General features: G+C 68.8%; 14 protein-coding genes. 5 read left to right on the plus strand and 9 right to left on the minus strand.

Annotation, left to right across the window (positions count from 1 at the left end; genetic code table 11):
- The first annotated feature begins 47 nt into the window (after positions 1-47).
- The gene (locus TSO352_RS07870) at positions 48-884 is read left to right on the plus strand and encodes a response regulator (protein ID WP_247871971.1); all 837 of its coding nucleotides are present in this window, start codon (positions 48-50) and stop codon (positions 882-884) included.
- A gap of 10 nt (positions 885-894) precedes the next feature.
- On the opposite strand, the gene TSO352_RS07875 is transcribed toward TSO352_RS07870, so the two are convergent.
- The 4 genes from TSO352_RS07875 to petA form a co-directional block, all read right to left on the minus strand.
- Complete coding sequence (locus TSO352_RS07875; RefSeq protein WP_109106802.1) at positions 895-1,446, minus strand: DUF924 family protein; 552 nt, start codon at positions 1,444-1,446, stop codon at positions 895-897.
- A 105-nt stretch (positions 1,447-1,551) separates the two neighbouring features.
- Positions 1,552-2,313, minus strand: coding sequence for a cytochrome c1 (locus tag TSO352_RS07880; protein WP_109106803.1), 762 nt, complete (start codon positions 2,311-2,313; stop codon positions 1,552-1,554).
- Complete coding sequence (locus TSO352_RS07885) at positions 2,313-3,581, minus strand: cytochrome b N-terminal domain-containing protein (protein ID WP_109106804.1); 1,269 nt, start codon at positions 3,579-3,581, stop codon at positions 2,313-2,315. The genes TSO352_RS07880 and TSO352_RS07885 overlap by 1 nt, the downstream gene beginning before the upstream one ends.
- A 28-nt stretch (positions 3,582-3,609) precedes the next feature.
- On the minus strand, positions 3,610-4,179 hold the full coding sequence (gene petA, locus TSO352_RS07890; protein WP_109106805.1) for a ubiquinol-cytochrome c reductase iron-sulfur subunit: 570 nt from the start codon (positions 4,177-4,179) through the stop codon (positions 3,610-3,612).
- A gap of 273 nt (positions 4,180-4,452) precedes the next feature.
- Between petA and TSO352_RS07895 the strand changes: the two genes are divergently transcribed.
- Both TSO352_RS07895 and hemF read left to right on the plus strand, forming a co-directional pair.
- Positions 4,453-4,959 (plus strand): tRNA (cytidine(34)-2'-O)-methyltransferase, encoded by a 507-nt coding sequence (locus TSO352_RS07895; RefSeq protein WP_199231558.1) that lies wholly within the window; start codon positions 4,453-4,455, stop codon positions 4,957-4,959.
- On the plus strand, positions 4,956-5,861 hold the full coding sequence (gene hemF, locus TSO352_RS07900; RefSeq protein ID WP_109106807.1) for an oxygen-dependent coproporphyrinogen oxidase: 906 nt from the start codon (positions 4,956-4,958) through the stop codon (positions 5,859-5,861). Before TSO352_RS07895 ends, hemF begins: the two co-directional genes overlap by 4 nt.
- A gap of 7 nt (positions 5,862-5,868) precedes the next feature.
- Here the strand turns inward: hemF and TSO352_RS07905 are convergent, their stop codons facing one another.
- Complete coding sequence (locus TSO352_RS07905) at positions 5,869-6,186, minus strand: hypothetical protein (protein WP_109106808.1); 318 nt, start codon at positions 6,184-6,186, stop codon at positions 5,869-5,871.
- Between the two features lie 114 nt (positions 6,187-6,300).
- Here TSO352_RS07905 and TSO352_RS07910 point away from each other — a divergent pair, with 114 nt between their 5' ends.
- Positions 6,301-7,434 (plus strand): DNA topoisomerase IB, encoded by a 1,134-nt coding sequence (locus TSO352_RS07910; protein WP_109106809.1) that lies wholly within the window; start codon positions 6,301-6,303, stop codon positions 7,432-7,434.
- Between the two features lie 3 nt (positions 7,435-7,437).
- Here TSO352_RS07910 and TSO352_RS07915 read toward each other — a convergent pair whose 3' ends face one another.
- The 4 genes from TSO352_RS07915 to TSO352_RS07930 form a co-directional block, all read right to left on the minus strand.
- On the minus strand, positions 7,438-8,340 hold the full coding sequence (locus tag TSO352_RS07915) for a DMT family transporter (protein WP_109106810.1): 903 nt from the start codon (positions 8,338-8,340) through the stop codon (positions 7,438-7,440).
- Positions 8,341-8,417: 77 nt separating this feature from the next.
- Positions 8,418-9,620 (minus strand): CaiB/BaiF CoA-transferase family protein, encoded by a 1,203-nt coding sequence (locus TSO352_RS07920; RefSeq protein WP_109106811.1) that lies wholly within the window; start codon positions 9,618-9,620, stop codon positions 8,418-8,420.
- A gap of 233 nt (positions 9,621-9,853) precedes the next feature.
- On the minus strand, positions 9,854-11,140 hold the full coding sequence (gene gabT, locus TSO352_RS07925; RefSeq protein WP_109106812.1) for a 4-aminobutyrate--2-oxoglutarate transaminase: 1,287 nt from the start codon (positions 11,138-11,140) through the stop codon (positions 9,854-9,856).
- 28 nt (positions 11,141-11,168) lie between these two features.
- Complete coding sequence (locus TSO352_RS07930; RefSeq protein ID WP_199231534.1) at positions 11,169-12,629, minus strand: NAD-dependent succinate-semialdehyde dehydrogenase; 1,461 nt, start codon at positions 12,627-12,629, stop codon at positions 11,169-11,171.
- 229 nt (positions 12,630-12,858) lie between these two features.
- On the opposite strand from TSO352_RS07930, the gene TSO352_RS07935 reads away from it, so the two are divergent.
- The gene (locus tag TSO352_RS07935; protein WP_109106813.1) at positions 12,859-13,425 is read left to right on the plus strand and encodes a cupin domain-containing protein; all 567 of its coding nucleotides are present in this window, start codon (positions 12,859-12,861) and stop codon (positions 13,423-13,425) included.
- The last annotated feature ends 26 nt before the right edge of the window (positions 13,426-13,451 follow it).

The raw sequence follows: 13,451 nt of genomic DNA on the forward strand, positions 1-13,451 counted from the left end.
CACCGACCCGGCGGGGGACTCCCTTCGCGCCGGAGGCGCTTGCCCGCATGCTGTCGGTGTCGGCCGCCCCGCTCGCCCACAGCCGGGGCATCCATCTGGACATCCACGTGCTGTCGGGCACGCCGCCGCGGCTGGTCGGCGACGCGGAAACCGCAGCGGCGCTGTGCAACGCGCTGGCCTCCAGCGCCATCGCCAGCGTCGTCGCCACGCCCGATCCAGGCCCCGGCCGGCTGACCCTGCGCCTGTCGGCCCTGCCCGACGGAGGGGAGCGGGTCACGCTGCGCGCCGAGCTGACCGGCCGGTTCGACGCCCGTGGCGACGGCGGCGCGGCTGACGGCGGCTTCGGACTGGAGTTGTCCCGCCGGTTGATGGCGGCGCTGGGCGCCCGGGTGACGCTGGAACGCCAGCCGGACGGGCTGTTGCGCGCGGCGCTGGACCTGCCGGTGACGCTGCCGTCGCGCGCCACCGACGCCGACCGCCTGATGCACTGGGCGCAGGCCCGCGGCGGCCGGCTGCTGGTGGTGGACGACAGCGCGACCAACCGGATGGTCGTCGCCGGGTTGCTGGCCAAGGCCGGATTCTCGGTGGAAACCGCCAACGGCGGAGCGGAGGCGGTGGTCGCCGTCGCCCAGTCGGCGGTGCCGCCGGAGGCGGTGCTGATGGACGTCGCCATGCCGGACATGGACGGGGTCGCCGCCACCACGACGATCCGGTCGCTGGGCGACGACCGCGCCCGCATCCCGATCATCGCGGTGACCGCCAACGCCCAGCCGGAGGACCGCAGCCGCTGCCTCGCCGCCGGCATGAACGACTATCTGACCAAGCCGGTCCGCCGCACCGACCTGCTGGGCGCCCTGGAACGCTGGCTGGCACCGGCGGCCTGACGGCCCACCCTCAGAAGGACGAGTCCGGCTCCGTCAGGAACGCCTCCTCCTCCGGTGTGCTGGGGCGGCCGAGGACGGCGTTGCGGTGGGGGAAGCGGCCGAAGCGCTGGATGATCTCGCGGTGACGCTCGGCGTAGCGCAGCGTGGTGTCATCCTCCACCCGCTCGGCGAACAGGGCGACCGAGCGGTCCTGGCTCGCCATGTCCTCGTGGTGTTCATAGGGCAGATAGAGGAAGATCCGCTCGTCGTTGGTGCATTCCAGGTCGAATTCGTTGGCGATGGCGTGGTCGCTGACCGCGCGGGCCTTGGCGTCGGTTTCGAAGGCGCGCGGGCTGTCGCGGAACATGTTGCGCGGCACTTGGTCGAGCAGGACGCACAGCGCGATGCAGCCGTCGACGTCCTCCATCCAGTGATCATAGTCGCCGCGCGCCGCCGCCTCGTGATGCGGGCCCAGCGTGTCGGCCACCGCCCGGTCGAAGCTGTCCGACCGGCGGAACCAATAGGGCTTCATCGCCTCGTCGAACCAGAAATCGACGATCTCGTCGATCAGACTGTCCACCATGCCTCGTCTCCTGCGTGTCTGCCCGGTCGACCCTGTCCCCCAAACAAAACAGGGCGCCCGAAGGGGCGCCCTGTCCAGTCGAAACACCGAGCGCCGAGGCAAGCCTCAGTGCAGCGTGCTCCACAGCTTGCGCTTGGTCGCGTACATCAGGCCGGCCAGCACCAGCAGGAACAGGATCACCTTGACGCCCATCTGCTTGCGGGCATCCAGGTGCGGTTCCGCGACGAAGGTCAGGAAGGTCGCCACATCGTGGGCTTCCTGCTCGACCGTCGCCTTGGTGCCGTCGGCGTAGGTCACGCCGTCGGGCTGCAGGATGTTCGGCATGCCGACCTGATGGCCGGGGAACACCTTGTTGTAGTTCATGCCGTCCATCAGCTTGACGTCGGCCGGCGGCTCCTCGAACCCGGTGAGGAAGGCGTAGATGTAGTCCTCGCCACCAACGCGGGCCTTCGCCATCAGCGACAGGTCCGGCGGCAGGGCGCCGTTGTTCGACGCGCGCGCCGCCTGGTCGTTGGGGAACGGCGACGGGAAGCGGTCGGCCGGAACACCCGGACGCTTGAACATCTCGCCCGCGTCGTTCGGACCGGCCTGCATCTCATAACCGGCGGCGATGCCCTTCAGCTCGTCCTCGGTGAAGCCGATGCCCGCCAGCGTGCGGATCGGGACCAGACGCATCGAGTGGCAGGCCGAGCAGACTTCCTTGTAAATCTGGAAGCCGCGCTGCGCCGCCGCCTTGTCGACGGTGCCGAAGATGCCGGCGTGCGGCCAGCTCTGCTTGGGGATGTGCACGCCTTCGGAGGCCTGCGCGGCCCCGGCGATGCCGAGCGCCAGCGCCGCCGAGAGGATTGCAGTCTTCAACGCGCGCATCAGGCCTTCTCCATCGGCTTGGCATGGGCGCCGGCGGCGACGCGGCCACCGCCCTTCAGAACGGACTCGCTGATGCTGGTGGGAAGCGGACGCGGCCGTTCCAGCTTGCCCAGCACCGGCAGCAGAACCAGGAAATGGAAGAAGTAGTAGAAGGTGCCGAGACGGGCGATGATCAGCCAGGCGCCTTCGGCCGGCTGCGCACCGGCGTAGCCCAGCACCAGCCCGTCGATGGCCAGGATCCAGAAGAACTGGCGGTAGATCGGACGGAACTTGCAGCTGCGGACCTTGGAGCGGTCGAGCCACGGCAGGAAAGCCAGCAGCGCGATCGAGCCGAACATCGCCAGGACGCCGCCCAGCTTGTCGGGAATGGCGCGCAGCATGGCGTAGAAGGGCAGGAAGTACCATTCCGGCACGATGTGCGCCGGCGTCACCAGCGGGTTGGCCGGGATGTAGTTGTCCGGATGGCCCATGTAGTTCGGCATGAAGAACACGAACGCCGCGTAGGCGATCAGGAAGATCACCACGGCGAACCCGTCCTTGACGGTGACGTACGGGTTGAACGGGACGGTGTCCTGCGGGCCCTTGGCGTCGATGCCGAGCGGGTTGTTCGAACCGCAGACGTGCAGCGCCGCGGTGTGCAGGATCACCAGACCCAGCAGCACGAACGGCAGCAGGAAGTGCAGCGCGAAGAAGCGGTTCAGCGTCGGGTTGTCGACCGAGAAGCCGCCCCACAGCAGGGTGACGATCGGGTCGCCGACGATCGGGAAGGCCGAGAACAGGTTCGTGATGACGGTGGCGCCCCAGAAGCTCATCTGGCCCCACGGCAGCACGTAGCCCATGAAGGCGGTGCCCATCATGACGAGGAAGATGATCACGCCCAGGATCCACAGGATCTCGCGCGGCGCCTTGTAGGAGCCGTAATACATGCCGCGGAACATGTGGATGTAGACGGCGATGAAGAACATCGACGCGCCGTTGGCGTGCAGATACCGCAGCAGCCAGCCGTAATTCACGTCGCGCATGATGCGCTCGACCGAATCGAAGGCCAGCGAGGTGTGCGACGAATACTGCATCGCCAGGAACAGGCCGGTGGCGATCATGATCACCAGCATGATGCCGGCAATCGCGCCGAACGCCCACAGATAGTTGACGTTGCGCGGCATCGGGTAGTGATTGTACTCGTGATCCATCATCGTGAAGATCGGCAGGCGGCTGTCGATCCAGTTCACGACCGGATTCTTGAATTTCGAGGCTTGAGCCTGAGCCATCTCGGGGTCTCCAGAACCTTAGGGCCGTTTAACCGATCCGGATCTTCGTGTCGCCGGTGAAGGCGTAGGTGGGAAGAACCAGATTGGCCGGAGCCGGGCCCTTGCGGATGCGCCCAGCGGTGTCGTAGTGCGACCCGTGGCAGGGACAGAACCACCCGCCATAGTCGCCGCGCGGATCGGTGACCTTCTGCCCAAGCGGCACGCAGCCGAGATGGGTGCAGATGCCGATGACGATCAGCCATTCCGGCTTCTTCACGCGGGCGTCGTCGGCGACCGGATCACGCAGGTCACCGAGGTTCACCGTCTTGGCGGACTCGATCTCCTCGGCGGTGCGGTGACGGACGAAGACCGGCTTGCCGCGCCAGGTGACGGTGATCGCCTGCCCGACGACGACGGGAGCCAGATCGACCTCGATGGAGGCCAGCGCCAGCGTGTCGCGGGCCGGGTTCAGGCTGTCGATGAACGGCCAAGCCGCCGAAGCGGCTCCGACAACGCCGACCGCACCGGTGGCAAGATACAGAAAATCGCGGCGAGAACCGCCCTCGCCGCTGGAGGCCGCGTGGCCACCCGTCCCGGGCGGATGCGTGGTCTGAGCCATAAGCCTGTTTCTCCTAAAGGCATGCCCGACGCACTATACCCGCGCCGGACGACCGTTGGACCGTTCTTTAAGCACGACGCGACGGACCTGTCCGCCGGGTCGACGACCCTCGGCCATGCCGCGCGCGCCCGGAGTTGGTTTCTCCGGAGTTTCGGGTGCGGTATACCGTCGCGTCGACCTCTTGAAAAGTCCTAGTCCGGGGGACAATTTGTCGCGTGTGCGAAGGGCACGAACATTTGTATGCAAAACAAACACTTCCAGGCAAGGCCTGCGTTGCGTCTCGTGCTGTTCGAACCGGACATTCCGCAGAACGCCGGCACGCTGATGCGACTCGCCGCCGGGCTCGGCGTGGCGCTCGATCTGGTCGAGCCCTGCGGCTTCGTGCTGGACGACCGCCGGCTGCGGCGGGCGGGCATGGACTACCTGGACCATCTCGACTGGACCCGGCACAGCTCCTGGGCGGCCTACGCCGCCGCGCCCCGGCCGGAAGGGCAGGCTCCGGGACGGCTGGTGCTGCTAACGACGCGGGCGGCGATCCCCTACACCGGCTTCCGCTTCGCCCCCGACGACCGCATCCTGGTCGGGCGGGAAAGCGCCGGGGTGCCGGACGCCGTGCATGAGGCGGCCGACGCCCGGCTGATCATCCCGATGGTGCCGCCGGCCCGCTCCTTGAACGTTGCGGTCAGCGCGGCGATGGTGTTGGGTGAGGCCTTGCGGCAGACTGCCGCACCGGGGCCGGACAGCCCCTGGAGCCCCCCGCCGGACACGGACACGCCATGACCGCCGCCACCCCACCCGAATCGGCCACCTCCCCGACCTCGGCTGAAACCGAGGATCGCAAGGCCCGTGCCGCCGCCTGGTTCCAGGAACTGCGCGACCGCATCTGCACCGCGTTCGAGGCGCTGGAGGACGAGTTGACCGGCACCCACGCCGATCTCGCGCCCGGCCGTTTCGAACGCAGCCGCTGGACCCGCCCCGACCATGGCGGCGGCGAAGGCGGCGGCGGCACCATGTCGGTGATGAAGGGCCGGGTGTTCGAGAAGGTCGGGGTCAACATCTCGACCGTCCATGGCGTGTTCAGCCCGGAATTCCGCGCCAGCATTCCCGGCGCCGCCGAAACCGGCGAGTTCTGGGCCGCGGGCATCAGCCTGGTGGCGCACATGCGCTCGCCGCTGGTGCCGGCGACGCACATGAACACGCGCCACATCGTGACGACCAAGGGCTGGTTCGGCGGCGGGGCCGACCTGACGCCGATGGTGCCCGACGACCAGGACACCGCCGACTTCCACGCCGGGCTGCGCGCCGCCTGCGACCGCCACGACCCGGACTATTACCAGCGCTACAAGGAGTGGTGCGACCGCTATTTCTACCTGCCGCACCGGGGGGAGGCGCGCGGCGTCGGTGGCATCTTCTTCGACGGCCTGGACAGCGGAGACTGGGAGGCCGACTTCGCCTTCACCCGCGACGTCGGCACCGCCTTCCTCGACACCTACGCGGCGTTGGTGCGCCGGCACATGAACCGCCCCTGGACCGCCGAGCAGCGCGAGCACCAGCTCGTCCGCCGCGGCCGCTACGTCGAGTTCAACCTGCTGTACGACCGCGGCACTACCTTTGGCCTGAAGACCGGCGGCAACACCGAGGCGATCCTGATGAGCCTGCCGCCCGAGGTGAAGTGGCCGTAAGGCCCGGTCAGCGCTTGGTGGCGTTCAGCCACGGCGCCCAGGCCTGCCGCACCATCTCGCCCCACAGCCGCATCGGCGCCAGCCACAGGTCGGCCAGCGGGGTGGAGGACGGCATCCCGGCCGCGCCGATGCCGGGGCCGCCCAGCAGCAGCGGGGTCATCAGCGACGGCGCCAGCAGGCCGCGCATCGCGTCGAAGGACGGGGTGGCGCGGAACTGGATGGCGATCACCTCGGCGTTCTCCTCCGGGCAATCACGGTGGATGATCTGGATCTCCAGGTTCGGCAGGCTGGCGGTCAGCGTGGTTTCGTCCGGCTTGCGGTCCATGGGATGGCTCCTGAAAGGGTGGGCGGTGGCAGGATAGGGTTTTTGCAACTGCGAAGTAACCCTCTCCAAAGGAGGAGCCTGCAACCAAAGCAGGCGCCGGCCGTTGATGCCGGCATGGACAACGCCCTCCCCTCTCCCGACAGCGGCACCGGCGCGGACACACCGTCGCCCGAACAGGACGCCGCCTGCGCCGGCCTCGCCTACAGCTCCGACGAGACGCCCGGCATCCGGCGACGACGGGCCGGCAAGGGCTTCCGCTACCTCTGGCCGGACGGCCGGACGGTGACGGAGGAGGACACGCTCGCCCGCATCCGCAAGCTGGCGATCCCGCCGGCCTACCGCGATGTCTGGATCTGCCCCGACCCCGACGGCCACCTGCAGGCGACCGGCCGCGACGCCCGCGGGCGCAAGCAGTACCGCTACCACCGGCGCTGGACCGAACTGCGCGAGGGCACCAAGTTCGGCCGCATGCTGGAGTTCTGCCGCGCCCTGCCGGGGCTGCGCGAGCGGGTGGACGCCGATCTGGGCCGGCGCGGCCTGCCGCGCGAGAAGGTGCTGGCCGCGGTGGTCCGGCTGCTGGAAACCACGCTGATCCGCGTCGGCAACGAAAGCTATGCCCGCGAGAACCACAGCTACGGCCTGACCACGCTGCGTGACGGCCACACCGAGATCGATGGGTCGGAGGTCCGCTTCGCCTTCAAGGGCAAGTCGGGCAAGGAATGGAACGTGGCGCTGCGCGACCGCCGGCTGGCCCGCGTCGTCCGCGCCTGCCGTGACGTGCCGGGCGACGAGCTGTTCCAGTATCTCGACCCCGACGGCCAGCGGCACGCCGTGACCTCCGGCGACGTCAACGCCTATCTGCGCGACGCCACCGGCGCCGACTTCACCGCCAAGGACTTCCGCACCTGGGCCGGCACCGTGCTGGCGGCGATGGCCTTGACCGAGTTCGAAGCCTTCGACAGCGCCACCGCCGCCAAGCGCAACGTCACCCGCGCCATCGAGCAGGTGGCGACCCGGCTGGGCAACACCCCCAGCGTCTGCCGCAAGAGCTACATCCACCCCGAGCTGCTCGACGCCTATCTGGAGGGCAGCCTGCTGGACGCGATGAAACGCGAGGTCGAGGCCGAGCTGCGCGACGATCTGGCCGGCCTGGACGCCGAAGAGGCCGCGGTGCTCGCCTTCCTGCGCGAACGGCTGGAACGCGAGAGCGCGTCCCGGGCGCGGGAGGGCGCTCGGAAGAAGACGTAGCCTTTACGGCACCTCCGCCGCGCCCGCCGCCGCGACGCCGCGCTTCAGCCGCTGCTCGCGGTAGACGATGAACAGGCCGCTGCCGATGATCAGCGCCGCACCGATGCCGATCCGCAGGTTCGGCGCCGTGCCCCAGACCAGCAGGTCGAGCGCCACCGCCCACAGGATCGAGACATACTGGAACGGCACCACCACCGCGGCCGGGCTGAGCTGCAGCGAGCGGTTCATCATCGCGTGGCCGATCAGCGCGGTGACGCCCAGCAGGCCGAGCAGGAAGAAGTCGAGCCAGCCCGGCAGCGACCAGGACCAGGGCAGCGCCGCCCCGCCGATCAGCAGGCCGCCGACCATCTGGTTGCCGACCAGCGTCAGGCTGCCGGACTGGCGCAGCATCCGGGTGGAGATCACGCTGCTGGAAAAGATGACGGCGCCGAGTAGGGCGACCAGCGACGGCAACGGGTCGAACCGGCCGGTCGGGTTCAGCACGATGACGACGCCGACGAAGCCGACCAGCACCGCCGCCCAGCGCCGCCAGCCGACGCTCTCGCGCAGGATCAGCACCGACAGCGCGGTGACGATCAGCGGCGCCGACATGTAGATGGTCATGACGTCGGCCAGCGGCAGATAGCCGACCGCCCAGTAGAAGCAGGCGACGTCCACCGTCATCATCACGACGCGCAGGATGTGCAGCGGCAGCCGGCGGACGGCGAAGACCGTGGCCACGCCCTCGCGCAGGATCAGCGGTGCCAACACCGCCAGCCCGAACAGGCTGCGCACCGCCACCAGCATGGCGACCGGGTGGTCGGCCACCAGCCATTTGCCGAGCGCGTCGTTCAGCGTGAAAAGCGTCATCCCGCCCAGCATCATCAGGATGCCGAGGCGGGTGTCGGTCGCGGGTGCGGCGGTCATGAGGTCGCCCGGAGGTTCGAGGGTCGGTGGTGACGGGGACGGCACCCTAGCGGAAACGCCGCCCCGGCATCACGCCCTCAGATCACACCCCTGTCCCGCAGCGCCGAGATGTCGGCCGCGCTCAGCCCCAGCCCGTCGGCCAGGACGGCGTCGGTGTGCTGGCCCAGCGTCGGCGGGGCGGTGTCATGCACCAGCGGGGTGCCGGAATAGCGGATCGGGCTCGCCACCGTCGGCACGCTGCCCTGGGTCGGGTGCGGCAGATCCTGACGGATGTTGCGGGCCTGGACCTGGGGATCGGCGAACACCGCCGTCAGGTCGTTGATCGGGCCGCAGGGCACGCCGACCGCCTCCAGCGCGCTCAGCCAGTCGTGGCTGTCGCGGGTGCGGATCAGCTCCTCCAGCAGCGGCACCAGCTCCTTGCGATTGGCGACGCGGGCGGGATTGGTGGCGTAGCGTTCGTCCTTCGCCAGATCCGGCCGGCCGGCGACGGTGCAGAACTTGGCGAACTGGCCGTCGTTGCCGACCGCCAGGATGATGTAGCCGTCGCGGGTGGCGAAGGCCTGATAGGGCACGATGTTGGGGTGGGCGTTGCCGAGCCGCTGCGGCGCCGTGCCGCCGACCAGGCAGTTCATCGCCTGGTTGGCGAGGACCGCCACCTGGACGTCGAGCAGCGCCACGTCGACCTGCTGCCCCTCGCCGGTGCGGTCGCGGTGGGCCAGCGCGCCCATGATGCCGATGGTGGCGTAGAGGCCGGTGAAGATGTCGGTCACCGCGACGCCGACCTTGACCGGACCGCCGCCCGGTTCGCCGTCGGGCTGGCCGGTGACGCTCATCAGCCCGCCCATGCCCTGGATCATGAAGTCGTAGCCGGCGCGGTTGCGGTACGGCCCGGTCTGCCCGAAGCCGGTGATCGAGCAATAGACCAGCCGCGGGTTGACCGCCTTCAGGCTGTCATAGTCCAGCCCGTATTTGACCAGCCCGCCGACCTTGAAATTCTCGATGACGACGTCGGCCTGGGCGGCCAGCTTGCGCACCAGCTCCTGCCCTTCCGGGCGCTCGAAGTCGATGGTGATGGAGCGCTTGCCGCGGTTGGTCGACAGGAAATAGGCCGACTGGTCGCCGGCCCAGGGCGGACCCCAGGCGCGGGTATCGTCGCCGGCCCCCGGCCGTTCCACCTTGATCACGTCGGCGCCGAGATCGGCCAGCGTCTGCGCCGACCACGGCCCGGCCAGCACGCGCGACAGCTCCAGCACCCGGATGTGCGACAAGGGTCCGGCCAAGACTGTTCCTCCCGATTGGTTTTTTATAGCCCTCTCCCGCCCTTAAGTCCCCTCTCCCCCTGGGGAGAGGGGCAGGGTGAGGGGGAAGCATTGCGGAGCGCCGGTGATGATGCCGGCACTCCGCGTTGCTTGAAAATCCTCGCCATGCTTCCCCCTCACCCTTCCCAAGCTTCGCTTGGGCCCCTTCCCTCTCCCCAGGGGGGAGAGGGAAGCCGGGCGGGAGAGGGATCAGTTCACGCCGACACCAGTTCTTCCAGGGAACGCTCGATGATGTCCAGGCCTTCGTCGACCAGGGCATCCGACGCGGTCAGCGGGACCAGGACGCGGATGACGTTGGCGTAGGTGCCGCAGGACAGCAGGATCAGGCCCTTTTCCGCCGCCTTGGCGACCAGCGCCTTGGTCAGGTCGGCTGCCGGCTCCTTGGTCTCGCGGTCGGTGACCAGTTCCATCGCCACCATGGCGCCCAGGTTGCGGACGTCGCCCACCACCGACAGGCTGTTGCGCTGGCCCATGGTGCGGAAGCGGCCGGCGATGCGCTCGCCCAGCTCCTGGCTGCGCTCGACCAGCTTCTCGTCCTCGATGACCTTGATGACGGCCAGCGCGGCGGTGGTCGCCAGCGGGCTGCCGGCGTAGGTGCCGCCGAGGCCGCCCGGGACCGGAGCGTCCATCAGATGGGCCTTGCCGGTCAGCGCCGACAGCGGGAAGCCGCCGGCCAGGCTCTTCGCCATGGTGACGAGGTCCGGCTCGATCCCGGCATGCTCGACGGCGAACATCTTGCCGGTGCGGGCGAAGCCGGTCTGGATCTCGTCGACGATCATGACGATGCCGTGCTTGTCGCACAGCGCGCGCAGCGCCTGCAGGAAGGCGGGCGAGGCGATGTTGAAGCCGCCTTCACCCTGCACCGGCTCGATGATGAGCGCGGCGACGCGGGCCGGATCGACGTCGGACTTGAACAGGGTGTCCAGCGCCTTCAGGCTTTCCGCCTCGGTGATGCCGCGGTAGGCGTTGGGGAACGGCACATGGTAGATGTCGGCCGGGAAGGGACCGAAGCCGACCTTGTAGGGCACGACCTTGCCGGTCAGGCCCATGGTCAGCAGGGTGCGGCCGTGGAAGCCGCCGGAGAAGGCGATGACCGCCGGCCGGCCGGTGGCGGCACGGGCGACCTTCACCGCGTTTTCCACCGCTTCAGCGCCGGTGGTGAAGAAGGCGGTCTTCTTCGGGGTCGGGCCGGGGACCAGGCTGTTCAGCTTTTCCGCCAGCTCGACGAAGCTGTCGTAGGGCGTGACCATGGCGCAGGTGTGGGTGAAGCGGTCGAGCTGGGCCTTGACCGCCTCCATCACCTTCGGGTGACGGTGGCCGGTGTTCAGCACGGCGATGCCGCCGGCGAAATCGATGTAGCGCTTGCCCTCGATGTCCCAGATCTCGGCGTTTTCGGCGCGATCGACGTAGATCGGCAGGCCGGCGGAAATGCCACGGGAAACGGCGGCCTCGCGGCGGGTGGCGAACGACTGGTTGCTCATTGCTGGTCTTCCTTGAAGCAAGCGGACGTCAGGCGCCGAGGCCGACGCAGAGGTATTTGACTTCCATGAAATCGTCGAGGCCGTACTTGGAGCCTTCGCGGCCGATGCCGGACTCCTTGACGCCGCCGAACGGGGCCACCTCGGTCGAGATGATGCCCTCGTTGATGCCGACGATGCCGTATTCCAGTTGCTCCGCCACACGCCAGACGCGGCCGATGTCGCGGCTGTAGAAATAGGCGGCCAGGCCGAACTCGGTGTCGTTGGCCATGCGGATCGCCTCCTCTTCCGTCTCGAAGCGGAAGAGCGGGGCGACCGGGCCGAAGATCTCCTCGCGGGCCAGACGCATCTCGGGGGTGATGCCGGTCAGGATCGTCGGCTCGAAGAAGGTGCCGCCCAGCGCGTGGCGCTTGCCGCCCAGCGCGACCTTGGCGCCCTTCTCCAGCGCGTCGCCCATCAGCTCCTCGACCTTGGCGATGGCGTCGGCGTTGATCAGCGGACCCTGGGTCACGCCGGCCTCGACACCGTTGCCGACCTTCAGCTGCTTGACAGCCTCGGCCAGCTTGGCGGTGAAGGCGTCGTAGACGCTGGACTGCACCAGCAGCCGGTTGGCACAGACGCAGGTCTGGCCGGCGTTGCGGTACTTCGACGCCATGGCGCCCTTGACCGCCTCGTCCAGGTCGGCGTCGTCGAAGACGATGAACGGGGCGTTGCCGCCCAGCTCCAGCGACACCTTCTTGACCGTGCTGGCGGCCTGCCGCATCAGCAGCTTGCCGACCTCGGTCGAGCCGGTGAAGCTGACCTTGCGGACGATCGGGCTGTGGGTCAGCTCGTTGCCGATGGCCGCCGGCTCGCTGCCCATCACGATGTTGAAGACGCCGGCCGGCATGCCGGCGCGCTCCGCCAGTTCGGCCAGCGCCAGGGCGGACAGGGGGGTGTCCTCGGCCGGCTTGACCACCACGGTGCAGCCGGCGGCCAGCGCCGGGGCGCATTTGCGGGTGATCATCGCGTTCGGGAAGTTCCACGGCGTGATCGCCGCGACGACGCCGATCGCCTCCTTCAGCACGACGATGCGCTTGTTGGCGGCGAAGGTCGGGACGACGTCGCCGTAGGCGCGCTTGCCCTCTTCCGCGAACCACTCGATGAAGGAGGCGCCGTAGACCACCTCGCCGCGGGCCTCGGCCAGCGGCTTGCCCTGCTCGGCGGTCATCAGCTGGGCCAGATCCTCCTGCGCGGCGAGGATCAGCTCGTACCAGCGGCGCAGGATGGCCGCGCGCTCCTTGGCGGTCTTGGCCTTCCAGCCGGGCAGCGCGGCGTTGGCGGCGTCGATCGCCTCGCGCGTCTCGGCGGCGCCCATGTCGGCGACCTCGGCGATGACCGCGCCGGTGGCGGGGTTGGTGACCGGGAAGCTCTTCCCGGAATCGGCCGCGCGCCACGCACCGTTCACGTAGCCCTTGGTTCGAAGAAGGCCCTGGTCGTTCAGCGACAGCATGTTCGATCCGCCCTGGAATGGAAAGGTTGGGTCTGGGAGGCCGCGCCCGGCTGAAAGGCCCGGCGGAACGGAACGTTCCGGGGCGGCTTCCGGCGCGGGGGCCTGGACCATGGACAGGAGCCTACCATGTTTAATAAATTAAACAACCCCTGTTTAACTGTTCATATTCTGATGACGGGGTTGCGCAGATGGGCTATTGCCTAGACCGGAACGGGAGGGGGTATCGGTGATGGAATTCGATGTCGGCGCGCGGTTGAAGCAGATCCGCGAGCAGCACGGCCTGTCGCAGCGGGCGCTGGCCCAGCGGGCCGGTGTCACCAACGGCACGATCTCGCTGATCGAGCAGAACCGCAGCAGCCCGTCGGTGTCGTCGCTGCGCAAGGTGCTGCAAGGCATCCCGATGAGCCTTGCCGAATTCTTCTCCTCCGACGACCTGCCGCCGCCCGAGCAGATCTTCTTCCAGGACGGCGAGTTGATCGAGCTGGCCGGCGAACTGAAGGGCACCGTCGGTCAGGTCTCCTTCCGGCAGGTCGGCGACCTGCGCGGCCGCAACCTCCAGATCCTGCACGAACGTTACGCTCCCGGCGCCGACACCGGCCGCACCATGCTCCAGCACGAGTCCGAAGAGGGCGGCATCGTCGTCAAGGGCCGGATCGAACTGACGGTCGGCGACCGCAAGCAAATCCTCGGCCCCGGCGACGCCTACCTGTTCGACAGCCGCATCCCCCATCGCTTCCGCAACATCGGCGACGAGGACTGCGAACTGATCAGCGCCTGCACGCCGCCCTATCTGTAAGCGCCCGTCGCCGCGGAAGGGAGGGG

Source organism: Azospirillum sp. TSO35-2 (assembly GCF_003116095.1).
Classification (GTDB): domain Bacteria; phylum Pseudomonadota; class Alphaproteobacteria; order Azospirillales; family Azospirillaceae; genus Azospirillum.